We start from the raw sequence: 24,048 nt of genomic DNA on the forward strand, positions 1-24,048 counted from the left end.
GTTAGACTTAATATGCGATTACTTCGATTCGTACCGGCTCTGCTGGCTTTCTCTATCCTTATGAGCGGTTGTTTGGGGCACGAGAACAATGTCCCTGAGGTGAAGGATGCGAGCGAGACTGCCCAGCCGGTTATTCAGTTGAATGCCATTACGATGGGAAGTCCGCCTGCAAGCGGCATGGATTCGTTCTATAAGCAGCTTGATGAATTGACCATACGGGATTTCGGAATGACGGTCCGGTTTCATTTTATCCCCTGGGATGAAGAGAAGAGCAACATCGGCATGGCCATTGCTTCGAAGGAATATGATTTCTACGTCGGTGGTTCCTGGTCGGACTTCAAATCCTTCGCCGCCAAAAATGCATTTGTAGATTTGACGCCTTTATTGGACCAGGTGCCAAAGCTGGTTGATCACTACAAAGGGATGTTGGAGCAGGTAAAGATTGACGGCAAGCTGTACGGCATCCCTCAGTTAAATTTACCCGGCGCGGGGCATGAAGGCATGTTATATCGGGAGGATTTAAGGAAGAAGTGGAATCTGCCTCCGATTACGAGCTTTAGCACGCTCGAGCAATATTTGTATAAAGCAAAAGAGGAATACCCGGATATCCCGATGATTATTGATAAACGTTACAGCAATAACCTGTGGTTAGCTCTGACGGGAGATAAGTATTATACCTTATCCGAATTTGCTGTTGCGCCTATCGCCGACCCCTATAAAGGGATCAATATGTTTGACACTCCGGAGTATAAGGCAATGGTGGCCAAAGCAAAAGAATGGTACGATGACGGGATTGTCGATCACGATATCCTTGGCGCCCAGGAGAATGAAACGACGAAGACTTTGGCCTTAATGAAGGAGAATAAGAAGCCGCTGGAATTTAATAACCATTTTGGCGCAGTAAGCAATTCCTATATTCTTTCCTTAAAATCCGCATACCCGGGGCAGGAATACGGGTGGTTGGACTATACGTTTGATTTGTTTCCAAACTCGCTGTTTTTGCCCAATACCTCTGCTGGCGTGACTCAAATTTCTATTGGCTCGAATTCAAATTATCCGGAAATGGCTCTTAAATTTCTGGAGAAGGCGCATACGGATCAAGCCTACTACAATCTGCTTGCTTATGGGGTTGAAGGCGAGAATTATAAATTGACGGGCGGCAAAATTTCTTACGATGGTATTCCGGAGAAAAATAAAAAGCAGTCGTGGACAGGAGTATTGGACGGATATATGAATGTTCCCATCCTTTATCCTGGTCATTGGCAGGCAATCGTCGACAAGCTGACGCTGACGGAAGGGCCGAAGCTGGCAGAGAAAAACGGCAAGGATCCATATCAGAATTTCCTGTTTGATTCCTCCTTGCTATTCGATGAAATGTCCGAGCTGGAGACGGTTAAGGAGCAATATATCCAGCCGCTTAATCTTGGCCTTAGCACAGACATTGATGCTGACCTCGTTGTTCTTCAGTCAAAGCTGAAGGAAGCGGGCATAGACCGCTATATGGATGAGCTGCAGAGGCAGCTGGATAAGATAAAGCCTGGCAAATAGAGAGGTATAGCGAATGAGGACTATCCAAGGGGATAGTCTTTTTTTCGATTCCAACCTCATTATCGATAAAAAGTTAAAGGAATCTTGCAAAATTGCGATAGGAGCGGTTGAGGCTGCGCTCTATAGTTAAGTTAAGTTGATCGAAAGGAGGAACTGTGCTGTTGTCGGAGCTTTACTGAGAGTTTTGAAAGCGGTGTCATATATGCTGAGGAGGAGTTTATGGATGCAAGGAATAGACTTAAGTAAGGTATGGATGCGTTTGATGGCAGTCATCTTAACCGTAAGTATGGTAACCGCGTTTATTCCGCAAGGTCTGGCTGCGGCGGCGGAACATTCGGGCGAGGCGATCAGTTCAGGCTATACCGTTCAAATTCAGGAGAGTATCAGCAGCAATGGATTCACTCATCCCGGTGTCGGATTAACAAAGCAAACACTTGAGAACTTGAGGACACAGGTGCTGGCGCAAAAGGAGCCCTGGTACTCCTATTACAAAGGAATGATAGCCTCAGCCCAGGCTTCCAAAACAGTATCGATCAAAAATCAAAGCCCAACAGATCCTGCCAAACCGGCAGCCTCTAATTTTAACAGCCAGGGAATACAATCCCGATTTATTAGCGATGCGCTGCTCGCGTACACGCAATCCATCATGTATTTCATTACCGGCGATGTAACCTACCGGGCCAATGCCATGCAAGCGATCCGGATCTGGTCCCAGATGGATCCTTCCCAATATGTCTATTATAACGATGCCCATATTCATACTGGAATACCGCTTAACCGGATGGTTACGGCTGCAGAGATTCTGAGGTATACAAGCAGCCCGGCGCAAGAGTGGGAATGGACGGAGCAAGATACCGCTAATTTCTCAAACAACTTGATTAACCCTGTCATTGAGTCGTTCCAGCACAGCAATAACTACTTCATGAACCAGCATACTTATCCGCTGATGGGCGCAATGGCCGGTTATATCTTTACGGACAATAAAGACAGATATAACGAGGCCGTTGAATGGTTCACCGTGAATAAGACAGCGAATGATCAGGGCTTTAACGGATCGATCAGCCGGATGTTCCGGATGGTAGATACGAATGATTTGACAGGTGAACCGGTAACGCCGCATGTCCAGCATATGGAGATGGGACGCGATCAGGCTCATGGCGGCGGAGACTTGACGAACGCGGCTATTATTTCGCGCATGCTGCTGGCGCAAGGAACGAAGGTCGATCCCGTAGAGGGTACCGTGTCTGATGAAGCCGATGCAGCAGGACCCTTCGAGTTTCTGGATGACCGCATTCTCGCAACCGCGAATTATTTCTGGCAGTTTATGCTTGGTTATGATACCCCCTGGACACCGGCGGCTTACGCGATATCACCGGATGGCACAATCAGAGATACTTACACCCATCTTGCGAGCGGTTACAGGGGAAGGTTTAATACGGCGAACTTCTGGGATCTGTATTACTACTATACATACGTGAAAGGGGTTAATGTAGCCGAGAAAGCACCCTATTATTATGAAGCTTTTACGAAGAGAACCCCCCTAACTTTCTATTATGGCGGATCCCTTAATAACAATTGGGATAACGTGGACGGAGGCGGTGACTTCTGGCTGTATATCCCGAAGGAAGCGGAATCCGAAGGAGCTGCGTATCTCCCGAAGCCGCAGACTAGCGCATCCTTGCTTGAAGTGGAAGATCGGTATACCCGATTAGACAACCATTCGGAAACCGTGCAGGAAGGTGATATCTCGTTTGTCAGAATGAACGCAACAGAAGCGGGAACGAAGATCGCTTACCTGAGCTCCGGTTACGCTGCATCGCAAACCTTTGGATTAAAAATCCGCACAAATGGCACCGCCGCATTAGATATGCTTGGCTCGTTATGGACATTGCCGGATACGAAAGGGCAGTGGATATACATCACTATTAAAGGAGCAATGGGGGATCTCGCTTATTTGACGGTAAGAGGAGCGGCTGGTACAACCGTTGATATTGATCATATGAACGCACAAGCGGCTGCACAATTGACTCCGCCGGTATTCAAGACAGGGCTTTCGGATATGAATGTTTTCACTTATTTAGGGACGGCTCTAAGTCTCGATCTGTCCGCTGAGGATGCAAGCGGTACTGACGTTATTACCTATGAGCTGCAAAATCAACCTGATGGATCTGAAATTGATAAAGACACAGGGGCTTTTGCCTGGCAGCCGTCACAAGCGGGAATCTCCTCCTTTGTTGTTACAGCATCGGATGGGGTGACGGTTACAGCGAAGAAGATTAGAGTCGTCACGGCTGAAGACAGGGAATCTGCCGTAGAAGCAGCTATAGCGCCATATGATCCAAACAACGTATATGTATCTGCATCACTTGCCGAGTATAAGGCCGTGCATGACAAGACAATGAGTGTAATGGAATCTGCCTCTAATGAGGAATTTAATCAGCAGCTGGCAGAGCTCAGACAAGCAGTTGAGGTTCTTGAATTAACTACCCCTCTGAGAGCGGATGGCAGTATCCATTACTCTGACTCTGTTTTCTGGTCCAGCTGGGGGTCGGATGTCACCAAGATGGATGACTTGAGCTATGATACGGGCGGTTATTACGGACTTGCGCTTGGAACAGCGCCGCATCTGTACCATATTCTTGATTTTGGACCTGATTACAAGGTATCCGCCGCCAAGTTTGGTTTCCAAAGCAATATTTTCACGGATCGTCTTGCGAATTCTACGGTGTACGGATCAAATAACGGGGAAAGCTGGACACGGCTTACACCGGGTGTTACACGGATGACACAGGAATTCCAGACGCTTGATGTGGATGCTGCTTATCAGAATGAGAAGTACCGGTTTATCAAGCTGGAAATGATACAGCCCCTGCCGGATGTTCTGTATGGCGTCGTGCGAAATTTTCTGGAGCTTACCGAATTCAGAATTTACGGCACGCGTTATGAGATTGGCAATAAGCTTGAAGCGGTTACCATGAGTTCGGCTCAGAGCGTAAACGGTAAAATTTCGACAGGGGATACGGTCAAATTAAACATTAAAGCACGCGAAGCAATCCAGAACGTGAAGGTACGCATTCAAGGTCAAGAAGCCGTAGTCAGCACGGCTGATCATCTGACCTGGACGGCTGAAGCCATGATGAATGCGGGCGCACCAACAGGACCGGTTAAATTTACGGTCGATTATCTGAAGAGTGACGGAACAAACGGCGACACCGCATTTTCGACAACGGACAGCTCTACGTTATTCCTTGTTGACGGGACGACTTATCTCGACGTGAGCAAGCTGGCGAAAGTTACGGCCTCCGATCCGCAGTGGCCAGGCAACGGGTTGACGGCTGATCAGGTCGGTTATCTGTTATTTGATGGAGATCCGAATACGTATGGGGATTTGACCAACAGTACGGGGACTTATACGGTTGATTTTGGCGAAGGTACATCGGTCGAGCTGAATGAAATCGTCCTTATGCCAAGAGCTTCTCATCCGGCAAGAATGAATGGTCTCCTTATTCAGGGCTCCAATGATCAAGTAAATTGGACGAATCTGACAAAGGCCGTTGCCTCGTCCCAGGCTAACAAATGGTTAGATATTAGCAGCAATCAACTATTGGATCATCAGGCTTACCGTTACTTCAGGCTGTATAATTCGACTGCCTGGAGCGGTAATCTGTCAGAGGTAGAGCTGCATGGCAGGTATACGGCATCCGCTGAGATCGTAGCATCCAAAATCACAAGTCTTGCTGTACCGGCCAAAGGCGCAGCGAGTTTGGCGCTGCCAAAGGTTCCTATGGGTTATTCCATCTCGGTTGCGTCTACGGCACCTGAAGGGATCATTGGAGCAGACGGTGCAATTACGCAACCTGCAATGGACACGATCGTCTCGGTAGTACTGACCGTCACGCGCGATGCGGATGGTTCATCAGCCAATACAGGAGCAATCAAAGTCATAGTGCCGGGGAAGTCTGCTCCGATCAAACTCAATGTCGCGGGGCTGGCAACCGTTATAGCCTCAGACAACCAGTATGTGAAAACAGGTTCCGGCTTAACGAAGGAACAAGTAGGTTACTTGCTATTTGACGGCAATATAGCTACCTATGGCGATCTGATCACTGGCCCGGGCTCTTATTACACGATAGACCTCGGGACGAATTCATCGATTAGCCTGACTCAGATCAAGCTTTTCCCAAGAGCAACGCTGGCCAACAAATTGAACGGACTTGTAGTTCAAGGCTCCAATGACAATGGAAGCTGGACCAATCTGACGAACCCTATTTCGGGGGCATTATCCAATACCTGGACCGATCTGAGACTGGATAAAATGGTAGACCACCATGCTTACCGTTATCTGAGACTTTACAACGGTGAGAGCTGGAACGGCAACGTAGCAGAGGTAGAGATTTACGGTTATTACGACTATGACCTTGAGTCCAAGATCGTATCGCCGGATGGGTATACGCAAGCGAGCTATTATAAGTACATGATTGAAATGGATCGTATCAAAGCTGCTTCCAATCAATCCGGAGCGGATAAAATGGATATTCTTGACCGGCTGCTGGCAGCAAGAAATCTGCTCGTTTCCTTGGCGGATATTTATCCCAAGATCCCGGTTACCTCCGAAATGACGCTTGCTTCTTCGGTTTCCTGGGACGGCACGGCCGATGCGGTGACGAACGGCTGGCGCGCATTTGATGGGGATACGGCCACTTCACCGGATACAAAAACCGCATCAGGCTGGGCACGAGTGGATTTGGGAGCAGGCAATGATAAGGTCATTGGCAGTATCCGGTTTATACCGCGGAACGGTAATATCCCGAGGATTAACGGGGCTCAAATTCAAGGCTCTAACGATGGCACTAATTACGACACTTTGTTTACGATTAACGGAATATCGGATTTGAAATGGTATTCACAGGTAATGAACAGCAGCCAAACGTACCGTTATTTGAGATATTTCACTCCAAGCGGTTATGCGAATATCGGAGATATCGAATTCCGCGAGAAGATTGCGGACCGCACGCTGCTCGAGTTATTTATTGAAGAAGCCAAAGCAGTAGATGTCGACCCGTATACAGCCGACAGTGTAAGGGCATTTCAGTCGGCATTGACGGCAGCGCAAGAGCGGTTAAACAAACCTGCCGCAACGCAGGAGGAGATTGATTCGGCTGCTTCGGAGCTACGCCAAGCGCAATCGGATTTGGATAAACAACCTGTTCTTGCTAACGGAGCACCGGCCAAAGCAGTCTTATCCGATAACAACGGTTACGACACCGGCCTCAAGGACGGGAGCTATACCGTCACGATGAATCTGTGGTGGGGGAATAACGGGACCGAATTCAAGCTGTACGAAAACGGCGAATTGATCAAGAAGCAGAGGCTGACCGACAACTCGCCTGAGGCGCAAATCTTTAAGACCGAAATGACAGGCAAAGCAAACGGAACATATACGTACACCTGCGAATTAACCAATTCGTTTGGAACGACGGCATGCGACCCGCTTGCAGTTACCGTCTCCGATGCTCTTCCGGGTAAGCCCGTATTATCGAATGATAACTGGGACGGTGACGGCAGCTATAAGCTCACCATGAATCTTTGGTGGGGAACCAATGCAACCGAATACCGGTTATATGAGAACGGTCAATTGAAAGACACGCAAGCTCTTGCAGACGGCACCCCAAATGCGCAATCCGCGATAACGAATATTTCAGGCAGGGAACCGGGCCATTATGAGTATGAGGCTATCCTCGTTAATGCCGCAGGGGAAACGAAGAGTGAAAAGATGACTGTGACCGTAAAATCATAGACTAGTAAGAAGAACAGCAGAGTCTGTCCGAATACGGATAGGCTCTGCTGTTTATATGCAAAGGGTTCAAGGAGATTAAACAAGTATTGACAGTTTGAAGAAGGCGGGAATATAATTAAAACCAGATTAATGTAAGCCTTTTCAATTGAGATCCATACATACCGATACCCGTAAAAAGGTATTCATTTTTCAGCTTTATGAAACCCGTTTCATGAAATAGGTTTCAGATTTGGCTGGAACAGGAGGACTTATGAGCGGCACAAACAGATCCAATAACGAGCGGACGATTGCAGAAACCGCGATTCAAATCAGGCCTGAGAAGGGCTATGACGGCTTTGAAGGCTGGGGGACTTCGCTTGCCTGGTGGGGGCACATTGTCGGCAGGTGGAGCAGTGAGGAAAAGCTGGATGAGGTCATGGATCTTATCTTTGACGCGGATAAGGGTCTCGGCTTAAACATCATTCGGTACAATATCGGCGGCGGGGAAAATCCGGCCATTCAGCCTAATACGCTGCGTCCGGGCGGCGATGTTCCGGGGTTTCAACCGGAGAAGGGCCAATGGAACTGGAATGCCGACGAAGGACAGCGGAACGTGATGCTTGCGGCAATAAAGCGCGGGGTTGATCTTGCGGAAGCTTTCTCGAATTCGCCTCCTTACTGGATGACAATAAGCGGGTCTGTAACGGGGGCTGTTGATGGCGGCAATAATCTACGGGAAGATAGTTATGAAGAATTCGCAGATTATTTGACGGAAGTAGTCAAGCATTACAAAGAAGTGCACGGCATCACTTTCCGGACGCTTAATCCATTAAATGAGCCGGTCTCGAACTGGTGGAGGAAGGGCAATATTCAAGAAGGTGCCCATTTTTCAATCGACAAACAGATGGAAATTATTAAGAAGACGGCGCTGTCTCTTCAATTAAAAGGGTTGAGCGGAACGGCAGTCAGCGCACCCGATGAGAATAGTGTGGATGAAGTACTGGAAATGCTGCACGGCTACGATGAGGATACCTTTAACAGCATCGCTCAAATTAATACGCATACCTATACCGGTTTTGGGCTTGCTGAGCTTCGTGAGCTTGCGAAGGTGAAGGGGAAGAAGCTGTGGATGTCGGAATACGGGACCGGGGGCACAGGGCCGCATAATCATGAGGATATGAGCTGCGTGATGGAGCTTGCCGAGAGGGTCATTTCGGATCTTCGTCTGCTGCAGCCCGCTGCTTGGGTCTACTGGCAGGCCGTAGAAGACGAAAGTGCTCAGAATAACTGGGGCTTTATCCACTCCGATTTTAGAGTTGGCGACAGCCAATATGAAATAACAAAGCAATACTACGCGATGGCTCAGTTCAGCAAGTTCATTCGCCCAGGCAGCCGTATTCTGATCACGGATGATCCGCATTCGGTTGCGGCTTATGATGCGGCGAATAATCGACTTACGGTTGTTGTTCATAATCAGGGCGGTCCGCGGCAGGCCGTTTATGATCTAAGCGCATTTGGGGCAGATCGTTCCACAGCTAAGGTCTACCGTACCACTGAACGCGACAATCTGGCTGAATCAGAGCTGTCGATGAATAGTAACAAAATTACGTTAGATCTGGAAGCACAGTCCGTAACGACGGTGATCCTGTCCGATATAACCATATGAAATAGATAAACAAGGGAGGAACACATCACATGCAGGAAACGATTCTACAAACGAATGGATTACCGCATAAAAATGCGGCCGTGCAATATAACTCATTCAGCTACAACATTAACGGTGAGCAGGTGTTCCTGAACAGTGCAGCCATTCATTATTTCCGTATGCCAAAGGATGAATGGCGTGAAGTGCTCGTTAAGGCCAAGCTGGCAGGCATGAACTGCGTCGATACTTATTTTGCCTGGAATGTCCATGAGCCGGAAGAAGGGCAATGGAATTTCGAAGGCGACAATGATTGCGGCGTTTTCCTTGATCTGTGCCATGAATTGGGATTATGGGTCATTGCCCGTCCAGGTCCGTTTATTTGTGCGGAGTGGGATTTCGGCGGCTTCCCTTATTGGCTGAATACCAAGAAGGATATGATATTCCGGGCTTATGATGAGCGGTATCTGACTTATGTAGACCGCTACATGGACCGGATTATACCGATTATTCGCGAGCGCGAGATAGGAGCTGGAGGCTCGGTTATTCTTGTGCAGGTGGAGAACGAATACGGTTATCTGGCCAGTGATGAGGCTGCGCGTGACTATATGCTTCATTTGAGAGACGCGATGCTGGAGCGGGGAGTAACGGTGCCGCTGATCACTTGTGTTGGTGGTGTAGAGGACACGGTTGAAGGCGCGAACTTCTGGTCGGGCGCGGATCATCATTATCGGAATCTGGTACAGAAGCAGCCGGATATGCCGAAGATTGTTACCGAGTTTTGGACCGGGTGGTTTGAGCACTGGGGCGCACCGTCGGCTACACAAAAGACAGCATCCTTGTATGAGAAAAGAATGCTGGAATCGCTGCGTGCAGGCTTCACAGGAATCAGCCATTATATGTTCTTTGGCGGTACAAACTTTGGCGGTTACGGGGGCCGTACAGTCGGAGCCAGCGATATCTTTATGGTGACCTCCTATGACTATGATGCGCCTCTTAATGAATACGGGCGCGTGACGGATAAATATAATACGGCGAAACGGATGTCCTATTTTGTCACGGCAACCGGAAGCGTACTGCTAAATGCGGTAGATGGCGCTGCTGCTCTTGCCGCTCTCCCGCAAGGCTTCGCCGCACGGGTCCGTGAGCACGGGAATGAACGGATTTGGTTCGTCGAGAGCTCAAAGGATGAGAGGGAGACAACAAGCTTAACCTTGCCTGACGGCCGGACCATTCCGGTAACGGTTGGGCCTAATGCCATCGTTCCGGTTATCGACAGGCTGCAGCTTGAACCGGGCGTTCATTTGACTTGTAACACTTACCTGATTGCAAACGAACAGCTCGACGGCCAGCATACGCTTATTGTTTATGCGGAGAATGGTCAACGCTCGTACATTGAATTGGAATCCGAACAACCGATTCAGGCGGAGAATGATGGAGTAAGAAGACAGCAGCTGCAGAATGGGGGCAAAAAGGTCATATTTGATCTTTGTCATTTCCAGGAGGCACAGTTCGTTCATTTAACCATTGGCGGTAAGCCATACCGGATCGTGGCGATCAATAAAGACAGCGCTGACCGGGCTTGGCGGATTGCCGGCAAGGACGGAGCAAGATGGGCGATTGGTTATACCGATTTTGATCTGGTGACGGACGGCACGTTCCGGGCAGCTCTGGCAGATAGTGACGCACAGCCGGTTCATCTGGGCGAATGGGGGACACTTCCCGACGTTCCACAAGCTCCGTATGTATACTTGCAGGCACCAGTCCTTGGGCAATGGAGCACAGAAACATGCGAGCTATCGGCTTCTCAAGGTCAGGAAGCTTCCCAGCCTAAAGCCTTCTCCGAGCTTGGTCAGCCTTTTGGCCATTTGCTCTATGAATGCGACTTTGAGGCGGGGAATGAAACCGTAACGAACCTCATTATTTCCCGTCTCGAAGATACGGCCAGAGTGTACGTGAACGGCCAGCAGCAAGCTCTTGTGCAAAAGGTAGGCGCAGCAGCCGTAGAGGTACAAGTGACGCCAAACAGCAGCAACCGTCTGCAGATACTGGTGCAAAATATGGGCAGACTCAATTTCTCGCCATATTTGGGTGAAATAAAAGGGATTGCAGGTGCTGTCTATGCGGGCGGACATTCCATTGATCTGCTTGGTGATTGGAAGCATGAGGAATCCGCGGTTCATCTGAATGAGGTGAATGAGCTGCCCGGCGGAAGCATCATCCGCAGAACCTTTGTAGTAGAAGACGGTTTTGACCGTGCGGTTCTGGTTGGAGCTATAAGCGGCCAGCTAAGCATTAACGGCAAGGAAATAAAGTTAGAGGGCTATCAAGACTGGTTCCTGCACCATACGCTCGATATTTCGGATTATATTCAGAAAGGTACGAATGTCATCCAGATGGGTTATGTGAAGTCGCCGCTGCAACGGCTGGAGCTGCTTGTGTCTTCTTCGAATAAGGAGTTAAACGGATGGCGGATTGCCGATGTTGATAAGCTTAGTCGTCAACCGTACACAGGCGGTACAGGTGTGCCGGTATGGCATACCGTGCCATTCGATAAGCCAACGCTTCCGGAGGATGTAAACGCCAAGCTTAAGCTTCGTTTAACCGGCATGAGCAAAGGAACCTTGTGGCTGAACGGTATTAACCTTGGCCGTTATTGGCAGGTTGGCCCGCAAGAGGACTACAAGATTCCGATGGCTTGGCTGAAGGAACGTAATGAGCTTGTGTTATTTGATGAGAATGGAGCAAGCCCGTCGAAGGTGCGTCTTCTGTATGATCAACAATCCAGCAAGCGCTGGATTCCCATTCAATAAAACATAACTTGCATATGAGAAACCGCTGCTTGGATGATATTCATCATTATGAATGAATCATGTTAGGCAGCGGTTTTTTTTCTTGGGTATATTGTAACCGTTTACACAGAAAGGAGTGATGCCAAAACGTCCGTCTCAGCGAGAATCGTCATAAGACTGAGGAATCTCAAATAAGGAGAGGAAATCAATGAAAAGGATCAAACGAATTTTGGCCGGGGCTGTAGCAGGCGGCATGCTTGCGGGAAGCTTTGGGTTGACGGCGTCAGCGGCAGGCTCATACACCGCTGCAGCCGATCCATCCATGCAGTATCAAACGATTGAGGGCTGGGGAACATCGCTGGCCTGGTGGGGCAAGGTAGTCGGCGGCTATTCGAACCGGGATGAGTATGCGGACAAAATGTTCAGCACAACTAGCGGAATCGGGCTTAACGTTCTTCGGTACAATATCGGAGGCGGAGAAAATCCAAGTCTCAATTACCTGGAATACCGGAAAGCCGTACCTGGCTTCCAGCAGACGCAAGGTGTCTATGATTGGACAGCCGATGCCAACCAGAGGTATATGCTCCAAGCTGCAAAGACAAGAGGTGCCAATGTATTCGAAGCCTTCTCCAATTCCGCTCCTTACTGGATGACTAACAGCGGCAGTGTGACCGGCGCATCCGGCGGGACAAACAATTTAAAGACCGATTATTATGATGATTTCGCCGATTATTTGACGGAGGTCGTCAAGCATTTCCGCGACAGCTGGGGGATTACGTTCAAAACCTTAACACCGCTGAATGAGCCCGTATCGACCTGGTGGTCGCTTGGCAATAACCAGGAGGGCATGCATTTTGACCGGGCGAATCAGAATACGATTCTAAGCCAGGTTAACGCTTCGCTTATTGCGAAGGGGCTTACTGGAACAAAGCTGAGCGCGCCGGAAGAATACAGCGTGGATGATTCATCGGTTTCCTACAATAGTTATACGAATGCGGTCAAATCAGCGATTACGCAAATCAATACCCATACTTACGGCGGTACGAACAGAGCGGCTTTCCGTAATATCGCAGCGTCGAACGGGAAGACGCCGTGGGTTTCGGAATACGGCGACGGGGATGCAAGCGGCCTGACGATGTCCCGTACCATCTTGAAGGACATCCGGAACATGGGCGTAACGGCTTGGATCTATTGGCAGGCCGTTGACAGCGCGGATGGCTGGGGCTTTTTCAAAAATGTGCTGAACAGCACGCAAACAACAAGCTACACCGTAAACAAGAAGTATCATGTGATGGGGAACTACAGCAAATTTATCCGCCCGGGCTATAAAATTATCGGAATGAGCGATGCGAATACATTGGCGGCTTATGACGCAGCCTCAAGCAAGCTGGTGCTGGTCACAACAAACAGTGCCGCAACGGATACTTCCGTCACTTACGATCTGAGCAAGTTTACGACAACGGGAAGCTCTGCGGCGGCTTACCGTACTTCCTCCACCGAGGATCTTGCCCAGCTGTCCAACGTGACCGTAGCGAACAAGACGTTTACGGCTAATGCCAAAGCAAGCTCGGTGACCACATATGTGATCTCGAATGTCACCTATACCGGAACGACGGGCTATCCTTCTACCGCCATTTACAAGCTGGTAAACAAGAACAGCGGACTGGTGATGGATGTGAATGGGGCTTCCACGGCGAATAGTGCTTCGATTATTCAATATACCGACAATGGCGGCAACAATCAGCGCTGGAAGCTGGTACCCGCAGGAAACGGTTATTACAAAATCCAGAACGTAAACAGCGACCTGCTGCTTGATGTGAATCAAAGCTCTACGGCAGGCGGAACCTCTCTAATCCAGTATCAGGATAACGGGGGCTATAACCAGCAGTGGCTGCCGGTTGATGCGGGTGGCTCTCTGACTCTTGTAAACCGGAACAGCGGACTGACGGCAGACGTGAACCAGGCCTCGACGGCAAGCGGTGCATCCGTCATCCAATGGGCTGATAATAACGGAACCAATCAGCAGTGGACACTCGTTAAAGTCAACTAGTTCCAGGGTGGAGAAAAAGGACTAGCCGCTGCAAAAATGTACAGGAATTACGAACCACAATCGCTTTTGAAATCGTTTCATTAGTAAATTAACTTTGGTATAATTTCAGATATATTAGTTGTACTAGAGGGGAAACCAGACGATGAAGCAAGTAACCGTATACGATATAGCGAAAGAAGCCAAGGTGTCCGTTGCAACGGTTTCACGAGTGCTTAATGATACTGCTCCTGTACGCGCTTCAACCCGGGAAAAGATCGAAGCGATAATGCAAAAATATCAGTTTCAGCCAAATGCGAACGCGAGGAGTCTGCTGAAGAAAGAGACGGGGATTATTGGCGTCATTTTACCGGATATTACAAACCCTTTCTTTCCCGAAGTATTCTCCGGGGCAGAGCAGGAGGGCAGGGAATCCGGCCATACGTTCTTCCTTTGTAATACGATCGGTTTTCATGATAAGGAATCCGAATTTCTGACGATGATGCAGGAGAAGCGGGTGGACGGCATCCTGTTTATGGGAGGACGGATTAACCTGAAGGACTGCAGCCCTGCGTTGATTCAAGAAGTCGTAGAGCATTCGCAGAAGATTCCTCTCGTCCTCGTGAACGGTAATCTGAAGGATTCCGGCATAACGCGGGTAATGACAGATGAATATGCGGGTACGGTCCTGGCCGTCCGGCATCTGATCGATATCGGGCATACGAAGATTGGCTTTATCGGCGGCGAGAGCTATATGTCCACGACCGCTGTGAAGATTCGCGCCTATAAGAAGACCTTGAAGGATGCCGGATTAACCCTTCGGGAGGAATGGATACTACCAGGCAGCTTCTCCGTCGATTCGGGGCGGACGCAGATGGAAGCTTTATTGCGGCTGAAAGACCGGCCAACGGCTGTATGCTGCGTAAATGATTTTACGGCAATTGGTGCGATTAAGGCTGCCGTCGAGGCGGGACTTCGTGTACCGGAAGATATCTCGATTGTTGGATTTGACGATATTCCGCTTGCCCATCATGTCATTCCCGAGCTGACGACCGTATCGCAGCAGGCGAATAATCTGGGACGCACGGCGGTTCGGGTGCTTCGGGATCTCATGAATAAGCAAAAGGTCAAGAAAGTGTACTCCCTGGAACCGGAGCTAGTCGTGAGACAGAGTACAAAAGCAATGATTATAGAATAAGCCAGGAATCGATAATCGCCTTCACCCGACATTAGTATTCCCAGGGTGAGGGCGATTTACGTATTCTTCTCACTCCTGATGCTCCGGAAGCGTGCGCAGCAGGAAAAATTGCTTGGCCAGAAATACAGGGGTGTAAGGCATGTCCGCCCGAAGCCAGGATACAATCGTACCGATCAGGGAGGCAGAGCTGTACCAGACGGCGATATCCTTCTGAATGTTGGCTTTAACAACAAAGGAATCGCTTCCCCGCTTGTCGATTCCATCCGAGATGAGTTCGGTCAGCAGCCGTAATAATCGTTCTGTAAAGATGGTTGTACGATGAGAGGCCAGAATGACTTTGTAAAATTTCGAATGATCGGCAATATGTTCAAGTAGTTTAACCATCATAGTCGTATTGATAACCTCAGGCGAATCGGATTTGACCGTCGATCGGTCCAGTACTTGGTGGATATCCTCAATCATATCATCTGCCATCTTCTCCAGCATATCCGGAATGTCCTTATAATGAAGGTAAAAGGTGACCCGGTTAATGGTAGCGCGCTCTGCAAGCTTATTAACCGAAATTTTCTCAATGTCCATTTCCTCCAGCAGGTCAATGAACGCATCTCTAAGGAGCTGCCGTGTCCGCAATATCCGGGGATCTATCCGGGTTGTCGGTTTATCCATTTTTCACATTCACATTCCTTTCCTTTAGTAGTAAACTACAATTTCGAATCGATTGTATTTTTTTCTTAACAAAAACTACATAAATTGAAATTATGTCTACTAATTTACACTTTCGCTTGGAATCGTAGCTTGTAAAGAGGGCGTATCGAGCTATAATTTAATTTATACAATGTTCACTATACGACACGTTGTAAATTTAGTCTAGAGAGACAAGAAAGAAGGATGGAGCGGTTGAGTAAAGGATTTGAAGCAAACGGTTCTGTCAAAAAGGGGCCAATCTTATTTGTTATGATTTTAGGCGCCTTTATTGCGACATTGAACCAAACAATCATGAGTGTAGCCGGCCCTGAGTTAATGACGGATTTTAATATCACGGCTGCTACTGTCCAATGGCTGACTACCGGTTACATGCTGGTTAACGGTATCTTAATTCCGATTACGGCTTTTTTAATGCAGCGATTTACAACGCGCGAATTGTTCCAGACGTCGATGGTTCTTTTCCTTGCTGGTACAATCGTATCCGCAATTGCGACGGATTTTAACGTCCTGCTTATCGGACGGTTAATTCAGGCGGCAGGTGCCGGTATTATTATGCCTCTCCTGATGACAGTCATCTTAACCCTGTTCCCTCCCGAGAAAAGGGGCGGCGCAATGGGTATGGTTGGTTTCGCCATCATTTTCGCCCCGGCAATCGGTCCCACTCTTGCCGGTTGGATCATGGAGAATTATAAATGGGAAATGATGTTCTATGGCATGATTCCATTTGCCATTATTGTTATCATTTGCGGTTATCTCTTTCTTACCAATGTATCGGAACGTTCTTATCCGAAGATTGATGTTATTAGCGTTATCTTATCCACCGTTGGTTTTGGTGCTATGCTGTACGGCTTCAGCCGGGCAGGCAGCGCGGGATGGGAAAGCGCAGAGGTACTGTTGTCGATTATCGGTGGCTTGATCGCCCTGGTGCTGTTCGTTTGGCGGCAGCTGGTTTCGAGCAATCCGCTTCTCGAACTTCGTGTCTTCAAATTCAATATGTATTCCTTAACAACGTTTATCAACATTGCCATTACAATGATTATGTATGCCGATATGATGCTGCTTCCGCTGTATCTGCAAAATACGCGTGGCTATACGGCTATGGAATCCGGTCTGCTGTTGCTCCCCGGCGCGCTTATCATGGGCTTCCTGATGCCCGTAACGGGTAAATTGTTTGATAAATTCGGTGCCAAATGGCTCTCCATTGCCGGTATGATTATCGTAATCGTAACGACACTGGGCTTTATTAACCTGACAGATACAACAAGTTACACGTATCTGGTATTGATGTCGACAGGGCGCCGGATTGGTATGGCCCTGCTGATGATGCCTGTTCAAACCGCAGGCCTCAACCAATTGCCTAACCGCTTGAATGCGCATGGTACGGCGATTTCCAATACGATCAGACAGGTGGCCGGTGCTGTTGGTACATCGCTCCTGGTTACCATTCTGACGACTCAAACCAAGTCCCACTTGGAGGATGCCATGGCATCCGGAGCAGAAGGCGTTACCCAGCAGCAGATGATTACGAACGCTACGATCAGCGGGATGAATGATGCTTATCTGGTTATCGTAGGTATCGGCGTTATTGGTCTGATTCTGACTTTCTTCCTTAAACGTGTTCCCCAGGCAACGGAGGAGAAACAGACAGGTACTGCAACAAAGAAAGTAGCTGTCGAAGGCTAAATAAATGACTTGGAAGAGAGCTGCCTTACGGCGGCTCTTTTTTATTGTGCAAAATCACGACATTTGCTGCTTTTGGCCGTAGTCTGCCTTTGTCCCAAGTGGTATAATAAAGCAATTATTGTGACTTTTCCCATCCTTTCCGTATGGCAATTTCTATGTGGTTGAAAGGTGGCATTCCCATGAAAACGAATCTGCTGATTCAGCATCTCGTCTCTTACTTTCTGGTGCTGCTGTTTCCGCTGCTGATCATATTAGCCTACTACTATCCGCATTCAACAGCGGTCGTCAAGCAGAAGGAGATGGACTGGAATACGCATCTAACCGAGCAAGTCAGGACATCGATGGATACGTTTACGAGGTATGTTTATAATTTGCCGTTTGAACTGCTTAAGAACCGGGAAATCAAATTGTATAACGCCGAAGACATTGATTATCAGCGGGTGCAAATTGCGAATGAAATGCGGAAATATAATGCGACAGACGGATTTATTGACAACACCCTGCTTTATATTGAAAGTATGGGTTATTTGTTCGCCAAAACGGGAAGCGCTTACAATGCGGGGGACTTCGGAAAGCCGGGCATCGGGTACTACTATAAAAACTGGCCTAATATGTTTAATGAGCTCAATAACCTGAAAGGAACACTTGTCAGGCCGGTGGAGGATGTCATTATTCCGGGCAGCAATCATGTCCGCATGCTTACCTTTGCGCTGCCGCTTCCGATTGGAGGCTATGAGACCCCTGGAGCCGTACTGATCATGGTGCGTGAAGATACGATTATCCGGATGCTCAATGCCATGTCCGAGATGTACAGCGGCGATTTCTTTATATTGGATGGGGAAGGACGTCCGCTGCTTACGTCGAGCAAAGGCTCCTACATTCCTACCGATGAAGTCCGAAGCTTTCTGGGCGGTCTTGCGAAGAACGGCAAAGGAGCGGGCTTTTTTGAGAAGGACGGAAGCTCTTATATTATTTCGCATACCGTGTCCGACAAGAACGGGTGGCAGTATGTCAGCGTCCTGCCCGTAACGGAAATGCTGCAGGGGATTCAGACCATTCAGCGCAATACAATCGTCATGATCGGCATCATGCTGCTGTTGGAGTTTCTGATTATTTATATTGCTATCCGCCGGAACTATCAGCCGATCAAACGAATCGTTGATTTTGCCGCCAATCTGTTCGAGCCGGCCGGGCGGAAGCCGATGAATGAATTTGAGATGATCCGATTTGCGCTTGGCGAGCTTGTTTCCGTGAACAGCTCCCTCGATGCGAGAGTAAAGCAGACGATGCCGGTGCTGCGGGATAATATGCTGCTGGAGCTGGTCAGCGGAAAAGCGGGCAATGATGGGGCATTTATGCAGCAGGCGGCAGCCTACGGCATCGAATTTCCGCATGAAGCGGCCGCTGTTGCGGTCTTGTCGATCGAATCAACAAAGACCGTTGAAGGCACGGATTGCAGGGCAGCCGAGTACTTAAGATTGGTAGAGGCCTCGCAGCCGATTGAAGTAACCGGGTATTTCCTGAAAAGCATATACAGCCACGAAATGATATACGTATGCTCCCATCAGGCAGGTTTTAACCTTAAGCATTACTTGACGGACATTGGTCGGGAGCTGGAGGATAAGACAGGGACAAGAGTCTTTATCGGCATTGGAGTCGCGAGCAAGCCGGATCGGGCAGAGGCTGTTCATGTCGCTTATTTGCAGGCAATGCGGGCAACCGAGCATCTGCGGCTTCGCGGAGACAATTCCATTATTGTCTTCGACGAGCTTGAAGCGCCAAAGGCCGCTTCCATCTCTTATTACGCGGATCTGCTGCAATCCCTGGAGCTGGCTATTCTGAAAAACGATACGGTTTCCGTCCAATCGATTGCGGAGCGTATTATTATGCAAATGAGAGGCGAAGGCATGCCGCCGCATACGGTCAGAAGCGTCTACATCAACACGGTAAGCGCCTTGCTTAATGGTCTGCAGCGATTTAGTCCGGAGGATGACGATTTTCTCCGGCTTACAGATACCGCTTATCAGTTCCGGCATACGGTTGAACAGATGGCGGATATGATACGGGACAGCTGCGGGCGGTTGTGCCGCATTATCGAGAGCACGCTTCCGCCGGCAAGAAATGCTTCTCAGGATGAAATCACTCGCTTCATCGAGCAGAGGGGACTTAATGCTGATTTTTCCCTTCAGCTGATCGCGGATCATTTCGCCATGTCGCCGTCCAACTTCAGCCATCACTTCAAGAAAACGATGGGCCAGAATTTCAAGGAATACATAGACCTGTTCCGCATTCAAACCTCTATTCATCTGCTTAGGACGACGGATCAGACCTTGGACGGCATCTCCCAGCAGACGGGCTTTTCCAATACATCAAGCTTTATCCGCTGCTTTAAAAAAATCGTCGGCACGACGCCGGGGCAATACAGAGAGACCCATAAGCTCATCTCCTGACATGCAGCTGCTGCATCGCAGAAAGCCTGCCGAATTTGATCGGCAGGCTTTGTTTTTGATGCGATAAACGACGGCTCCACCAAACACGGAGCAGTCGTTCCCGTGCGATAAACGACTGCTCCACCAGACACGGAGCAGTCGTTTACGCATAGCAAGACCCATTTCTTGAACATACACAATAATTGAATAGAGAAAAATTAAAGCGTTTTCAAAGGATTTAGTTAAACGCTTTCAAAAAATGTCAACCTTTCGAATACTGTCCGTATACGGCATGATGCAGAACCGATTAGTGTGGATGTACCGGACGAAAGTCGTCCCGGTGCAGCACATCAGAGAGATGCGGCTGCTAACTAATCAATTGAAATGAGGGGGCAATTTCATGCGGAAAAAAGTAGTCAGCTTCATCACCGTCATGCTTGCTGCAACAACCATCATCTCTGCCTGCAGCAACTCGGGCGGGAACAATGGCAACAGCAATGCGGAAGGCAGTCCAACGGCAGACAGCTCTGCGGGCAGCGGCAGCGGAAAGAAAGTAAAGCTTACAGCTATTATGACAAAGCATCCCCTGACAAAACCTCTCAAAGACATGGAATGGCTGCAGCAGGTTGAAGAGAAGGCTGGCGTTGAGATCGAATGGCAGGAGATTACGGCCGATTGGGATCAGAAGAAAGGTACGATGCTGGCAAGCGGAGATGTGCCGGATCTCTTTATTGGTCCTAACGTCATTACGGACGCCGACATGGCGCAGTTCCAGGGACTGTTCCAGGATCTGTCCGGCATGCTGGATCAGGCGCCAAACGTTGTGGCCATGTTTGACGCTAAGCCGGAGACCAAGAAGATCGCCGAGCAGCCGGACGGCAAAATTTACGGCCTGCCGAAATACCAGCGTTATTGGCCGTCTACCGCAACCCGCCAGTACATTAATCAGACATGGCTGGATAATCTGGGACTCAGCATGCCAACGACATGGGATGAGCTGTACGATGTGCTTGTCGCGTTCAAGGAAAAAGATGCTAACGGCAACGGAGATCCAAACGACGAGATTCCAATGGACTGGCCGGGCGGAATCGGGGGCTACTTTAATGCGGCCTATCTAATGAGCGGAACCGGCATGACGCTGACGGACGGCAGCCCGCAAGGTTATTTTGTAGAAGACGGTGTCGTGAAGAACTATCTGGTTGACGAGCGATACAAATCGCTGGTTGTATTCCTGAACAAGCTTTATAAGGCCGGCCTGATTAATCCGGAAGTTTTCACGCATGATTATACGAAATACCAGTCGGTTGCCCGCGGGGAAGGGGATACGGCGAAGGTTGGCTTTACGATGGGCTGGGTCGCTTCCGACCGGTTCGGCGAGCAGCTTGCTCCGCAGTATACTTCGATGTCGCCTCTGAAGGCGACTGCGGACAGCACCGTTTCGTGGAGCTATGATTACAATTCCTTGAACTACGGGGTTAATCAGATCGTCATGTCCGCCAAATCGAAAAACAAAGATGCGGTTATGCGTTTCATCAATGAACTGTATGCGCCTGATATGGGCATGCAGGTCCTGTTTGGTTCTCTTGGACCTAACATCAAGGACAACGGAGACGGCAGCTATAGCGTATTGCCTCCCGCGGATTCGAAGATGGATCCGGGTACATGGAAATGGACTTCGTCCATGGCGGATAACGGAGCCTTCTATATTCCGGATTCGCTGCAGCTCACTCTCGGCAAAGACATGCAAGAGGTGCTGGAGCAATCGAAGCCAATTGATGCGATTACGATCGACGTCGATAACGATGTATTCCCAAGCTTCCTGAAATATTCGAGTGCCGATAACAGCACGATGGGACTTAACAATACAAACGTGATGAATCTGGCGAATACGAACTTTGCCAAATGGGTTACGAAAGGCGGCATTGAAGGCGAGTGGGACAGCTATGTGAAGGAAAGCGAGAAGGCTGGCCTGAAGCAAAATCTTGAAATTATGCAGAAGTATTACGACGAATACAAAAAGCAATAACGTCCTGCAGGAAGCCGTCATGCCGCATTTACGCGGCATGACGGCTCTGCCAGGCAAAGGAGGTTAACGGCCGATGCGCTTACGAGGAGGAGTACGGGCATTCAAGCGGGATTATCAGTTGTGGATCATGATAGCACCCGCGATTGCCGCGGTTCTGATCTTTAACTATATACCGATGTACGGCATCCAGCTTTCGTTCCGGGATTTTGATTTCACGAAAGGCCTGACGGGCGGGGATTGGCGTGGTCTCGACTATTTCAGGCAGTTTATTGACAGCTATCTGTTCACCGATCTGATGCGCAACACGTTCCTGATCAGCTTGGCGACCATTATCGTGGGCTTTCCGGCGCCCATTATTCTGGCTTTAATTCTGAACCAGATCCGCCGCAAGCGAATGAAAAACCTGATGCAGACGACCGTTTATCTGCCTCATTTTATATCCATTATCGTCCTTGTAGGCATGATGAACGTGCTGATGTCACCGGAGACCGGCGTTATCGGCTATATGATGAAGGGACTTGGGCTAGGACATATCAACCTTATTGCCTCTACCAATACCTTTATTCCGGTCTATGTCCTGTCGGATATTTGGCAGCATTGCGGCTGGAACAGCATCATCTATTTGGCGGCGCTGTCCACCGTTGATCCGCAGCTGTACGATTCGGCCAAGATCGACGGGGCGAGCAGGCTGAAGATGATCCGGTACGTGGATCTGCCTGCGCTTGTTCCTACGATTATCATTCTGTTTATCCTCAGTATGGGCAATATCTTGAGTACCGGCTTCGAGAAAATTTTCCTGATGCAGAACTCGCTTAATCTGCCCGTCTCCGAGGTTATTGCCACCTATGTTTACAAAATCGGGATTATTTCCAACCAGTTCAGCTATGCATCCGCAATAGGACTCTTTAATACACTCATCAATTTTGTATTCCTGTTTGCCATGAACGCTGCATCCAAGAAAATGTCTAATACAAGCCTGTATTAATAAAGGAAAGAAGGGTCGTTATGGCAATTAAAGGACTCGGAGGGAAAGAGCTGGCCTTTAATATTGTGCTCTTCACCTTATGCGCGGTCATTTTCATCATCATTTTATATCCGCTCTATTTTATCGTCATCGCTTCATTCAGTGATTCAACGCTGGTGTCAACGGGCAAGGTGCTGCTGTTTCCGAAAGGCACCAGCCTGTTCGGTTACAAAGAGATCTTTCAGGACAGCCGCGTCTGGACGGGATACCGGAATACGCTGTTTTACACGTTGTTTGGAACACTGATAAACATGCTGTTTACGATGCCGGCGGCTTACGTGCTGTCGCGCAAGGAGTTTAAGGCAAGACGGCCGATCATGTTCCTGTTTGTCATCACCATGTTCTTTAACGGCGGGCTTATTCCAACCTACCTGCTGATGAAGGATCTCCATATTACCAATACATTCTGGGTGTTTATACTGCCGTTTTGCGTTAATATCTTCTATTTGATTATTGCGCGCACATTCTTCGAGACGGCGCTGCCTGGTGAGCTGTACGAGGCGGCTGTCATGGACGGCTGCTCGCATTTCATGTATTTCGCCAAGGTGGCTTTGCCGCTGTCCAAAGCTTTGATCTCCGTAATCGGATTGTATTACCTGGTCGGACATTGGAATGATTTCTTCACGGGTCTGATCTATATCCGGGACAACAATCTGCAGCCGCTGCAAATTGTCCTTCGGGATATTCTGCTGTCCAACCAGGTATTTCAGAACGGAGCGGGTACAGGCGGCGGCGCGGCTTCCGGCGGTTATGCGCAGCGTTATGCCGACCAGATCAAATACGGCGTCATTATCGTATCGTCTCTGCCTATTCTGATGCTGTATCCGTTCCTGCAAAAATATTTCGAGAAAGGGGTTATGATCGGCTCGGTTAAAGGGTGATGTGATGATACGATTTTCATTCGGAGAGGGGAATGTACAGACCAGTGAGTGGACGCATCTGGCTTATTCCGTAGACAACGGTACGCTGACCGTATACGTCAACGGAGAACAGAAATTCAGCGGCTCGAACTTCCCGGATATTTTCACCGGAACCGACTCGGTGTTCAGCCTTGGCGTCAACTGGCGGGATGCTCCATTCAAGGGTCAGCTAGATGAGCTGCAGGTGTATGAAGGCGCACTTAGCCCGGCTCAGGTCGCGGAATTAGTAAATCGATAAGAGAATTGAAACTATCGCCAGCCCAGCCTGTTATCCGACAG

General features: G+C 49.0%; 12 protein-coding genes and 1 pseudogene. 12 read left to right on the plus strand and 1 reads right to left on the minus strand.

Going from position 1 to position 24,048, the window contains the following annotated elements; all coding sequences use genetic code 11:
• Nucleotides 1-12 precede the first annotated feature (12 nt).
• The 6 genes from BM200_RS00990 (at nucleotide 13) to BM200_RS01015 (ending at nucleotide 14,982) form a co-directional block, all read left to right on the plus strand.
• Nucleotides 13-1,548, plus strand: a complete 1,536-nt coding sequence (locus BM200_RS00990) for an ABC transporter substrate-binding protein (RefSeq protein WP_091180309.1) — start codon at nucleotides 13-15, stop codon at nucleotides 1,546-1,548.
• A 223-nt stretch (nucleotides 1,549-1,771) separates the two neighbouring features.
• Nucleotides 1,772-7,345 carry a putative Ig domain-containing protein gene (locus tag BM200_RS30700; protein ID WP_091180312.1) on the plus strand — a complete coding sequence of 1,858 codons (5,574 nt, stop codon included), beginning with the start codon at nucleotides 1,772-1,774 and terminating at the stop codon, nucleotides 7,343-7,345.
• Nucleotides 7,346-7,595: 250 nt separating this feature from the next.
• Complete coding sequence (locus BM200_RS01000) at nucleotides 7,596-8,990, plus strand: glycoside hydrolase family 30 protein (protein ID WP_091180314.1); 1,395 nt, start codon at nucleotides 7,596-7,598, stop codon at nucleotides 8,988-8,990.
• A 29-nt stretch (nucleotides 8,991-9,019) separates the two neighbouring features.
• A complete protein-coding gene (locus tag BM200_RS01005) occupies nucleotides 9,020-11,779 on the plus strand; it encodes a beta-galactosidase (RefSeq protein ID WP_091180317.1) in 2,760 nt (919 codons plus the stop codon).
• Nucleotides 11,780-11,966: 187 nt separating this feature from the next.
• Entirely contained in the window at nucleotides 11,967-13,808 is a 1,842-nt protein-coding gene (locus BM200_RS01010) for a glycoside hydrolase (protein WP_091180320.1), read from the plus strand.
• Nucleotides 13,809-13,950: 142 nt separating this feature from the next.
• Nucleotides 13,951-14,982, plus strand: a complete 1,032-nt coding sequence (locus BM200_RS01015) for a LacI family DNA-binding transcriptional regulator (protein WP_091180321.1) — start codon at nucleotides 13,951-13,953, stop codon at nucleotides 14,980-14,982.
• A 69-nt stretch (nucleotides 14,983-15,051) separates the two neighbouring features.
• Here BM200_RS01015 and BM200_RS01020 read toward each other — a convergent pair whose 3' ends face one another.
• Nucleotides 15,052-15,648: a TetR/AcrR family transcriptional regulator gene (locus BM200_RS01020; RefSeq protein WP_091180323.1), complete on the minus strand. Its 597-nt coding sequence runs from the start codon at nucleotides 15,646-15,648 to the stop codon at nucleotides 15,052-15,054.
• 222 nt (nucleotides 15,649-15,870) lie between these two features.
• Between BM200_RS01020 and BM200_RS01025 the strand changes: the two genes are divergently transcribed.
• The 6 genes and pseudogenes from BM200_RS01025 to BM200_RS01050 all read left to right on the plus strand — a co-directional run.
• On the plus strand, nucleotides 15,871-17,370 hold the full coding sequence (locus BM200_RS01025; protein ID WP_091180324.1) for a DHA2 family efflux MFS transporter permease subunit: 1,500 nt from the start codon (nucleotides 15,871-15,873) through the stop codon (nucleotides 17,368-17,370).
• Nucleotides 17,371-17,549: 179 nt separating this feature from the next.
• Nucleotides 17,550-19,820 carry an AraC family transcriptional regulator gene (locus BM200_RS01030; RefSeq protein ID WP_091180326.1) on the plus strand — a complete coding sequence of 757 codons (2,271 nt, stop codon included), beginning with the start codon at nucleotides 17,550-17,552 and terminating at the stop codon, nucleotides 19,818-19,820.
• A gap of 379 nt (nucleotides 19,821-20,199) precedes the next feature.
• A complete protein-coding gene (locus BM200_RS01035) occupies nucleotides 20,200-21,825 on the plus strand; it encodes an ABC transporter substrate-binding protein (protein ID WP_091180327.1) in 1,626 nt (541 codons plus the stop codon).
• A 73-nt stretch (nucleotides 21,826-21,898) separates the two neighbouring features.
• On the plus strand, nucleotides 21,899-22,810 hold the full coding sequence (locus BM200_RS01040; protein WP_091180330.1) for an ABC transporter permease: 912 nt from the start codon (nucleotides 21,899-21,901) through the stop codon (nucleotides 22,808-22,810).
• 20 nt (nucleotides 22,811-22,830) lie between these two features.
• Nucleotides 22,831-23,730 (plus strand): carbohydrate ABC transporter permease, encoded by a 900-nt coding sequence (locus BM200_RS01045; RefSeq protein ID WP_091180333.1) that lies wholly within the window; start codon nucleotides 22,831-22,833, stop codon nucleotides 23,728-23,730.
• A 34-nt stretch (nucleotides 23,731-23,764) separates the two neighbouring features.
• Nucleotides 23,765-24,007 (plus strand): annotated as a pseudogene (locus tag BM200_RS01050) (LamG domain-containing protein); the annotation flags it as partial.
• Nucleotides 24,008-24,048 lie beyond the last annotated feature (41 nt).

It is taken from the genome of Paenibacillus catalpae (assembly GCF_900112695.1).
In the GTDB taxonomy this organism is placed as follows: domain Bacteria; phylum Bacillota; class Bacilli; order Paenibacillales; family Paenibacillaceae; genus Pristimantibacillus; species Pristimantibacillus catalpae.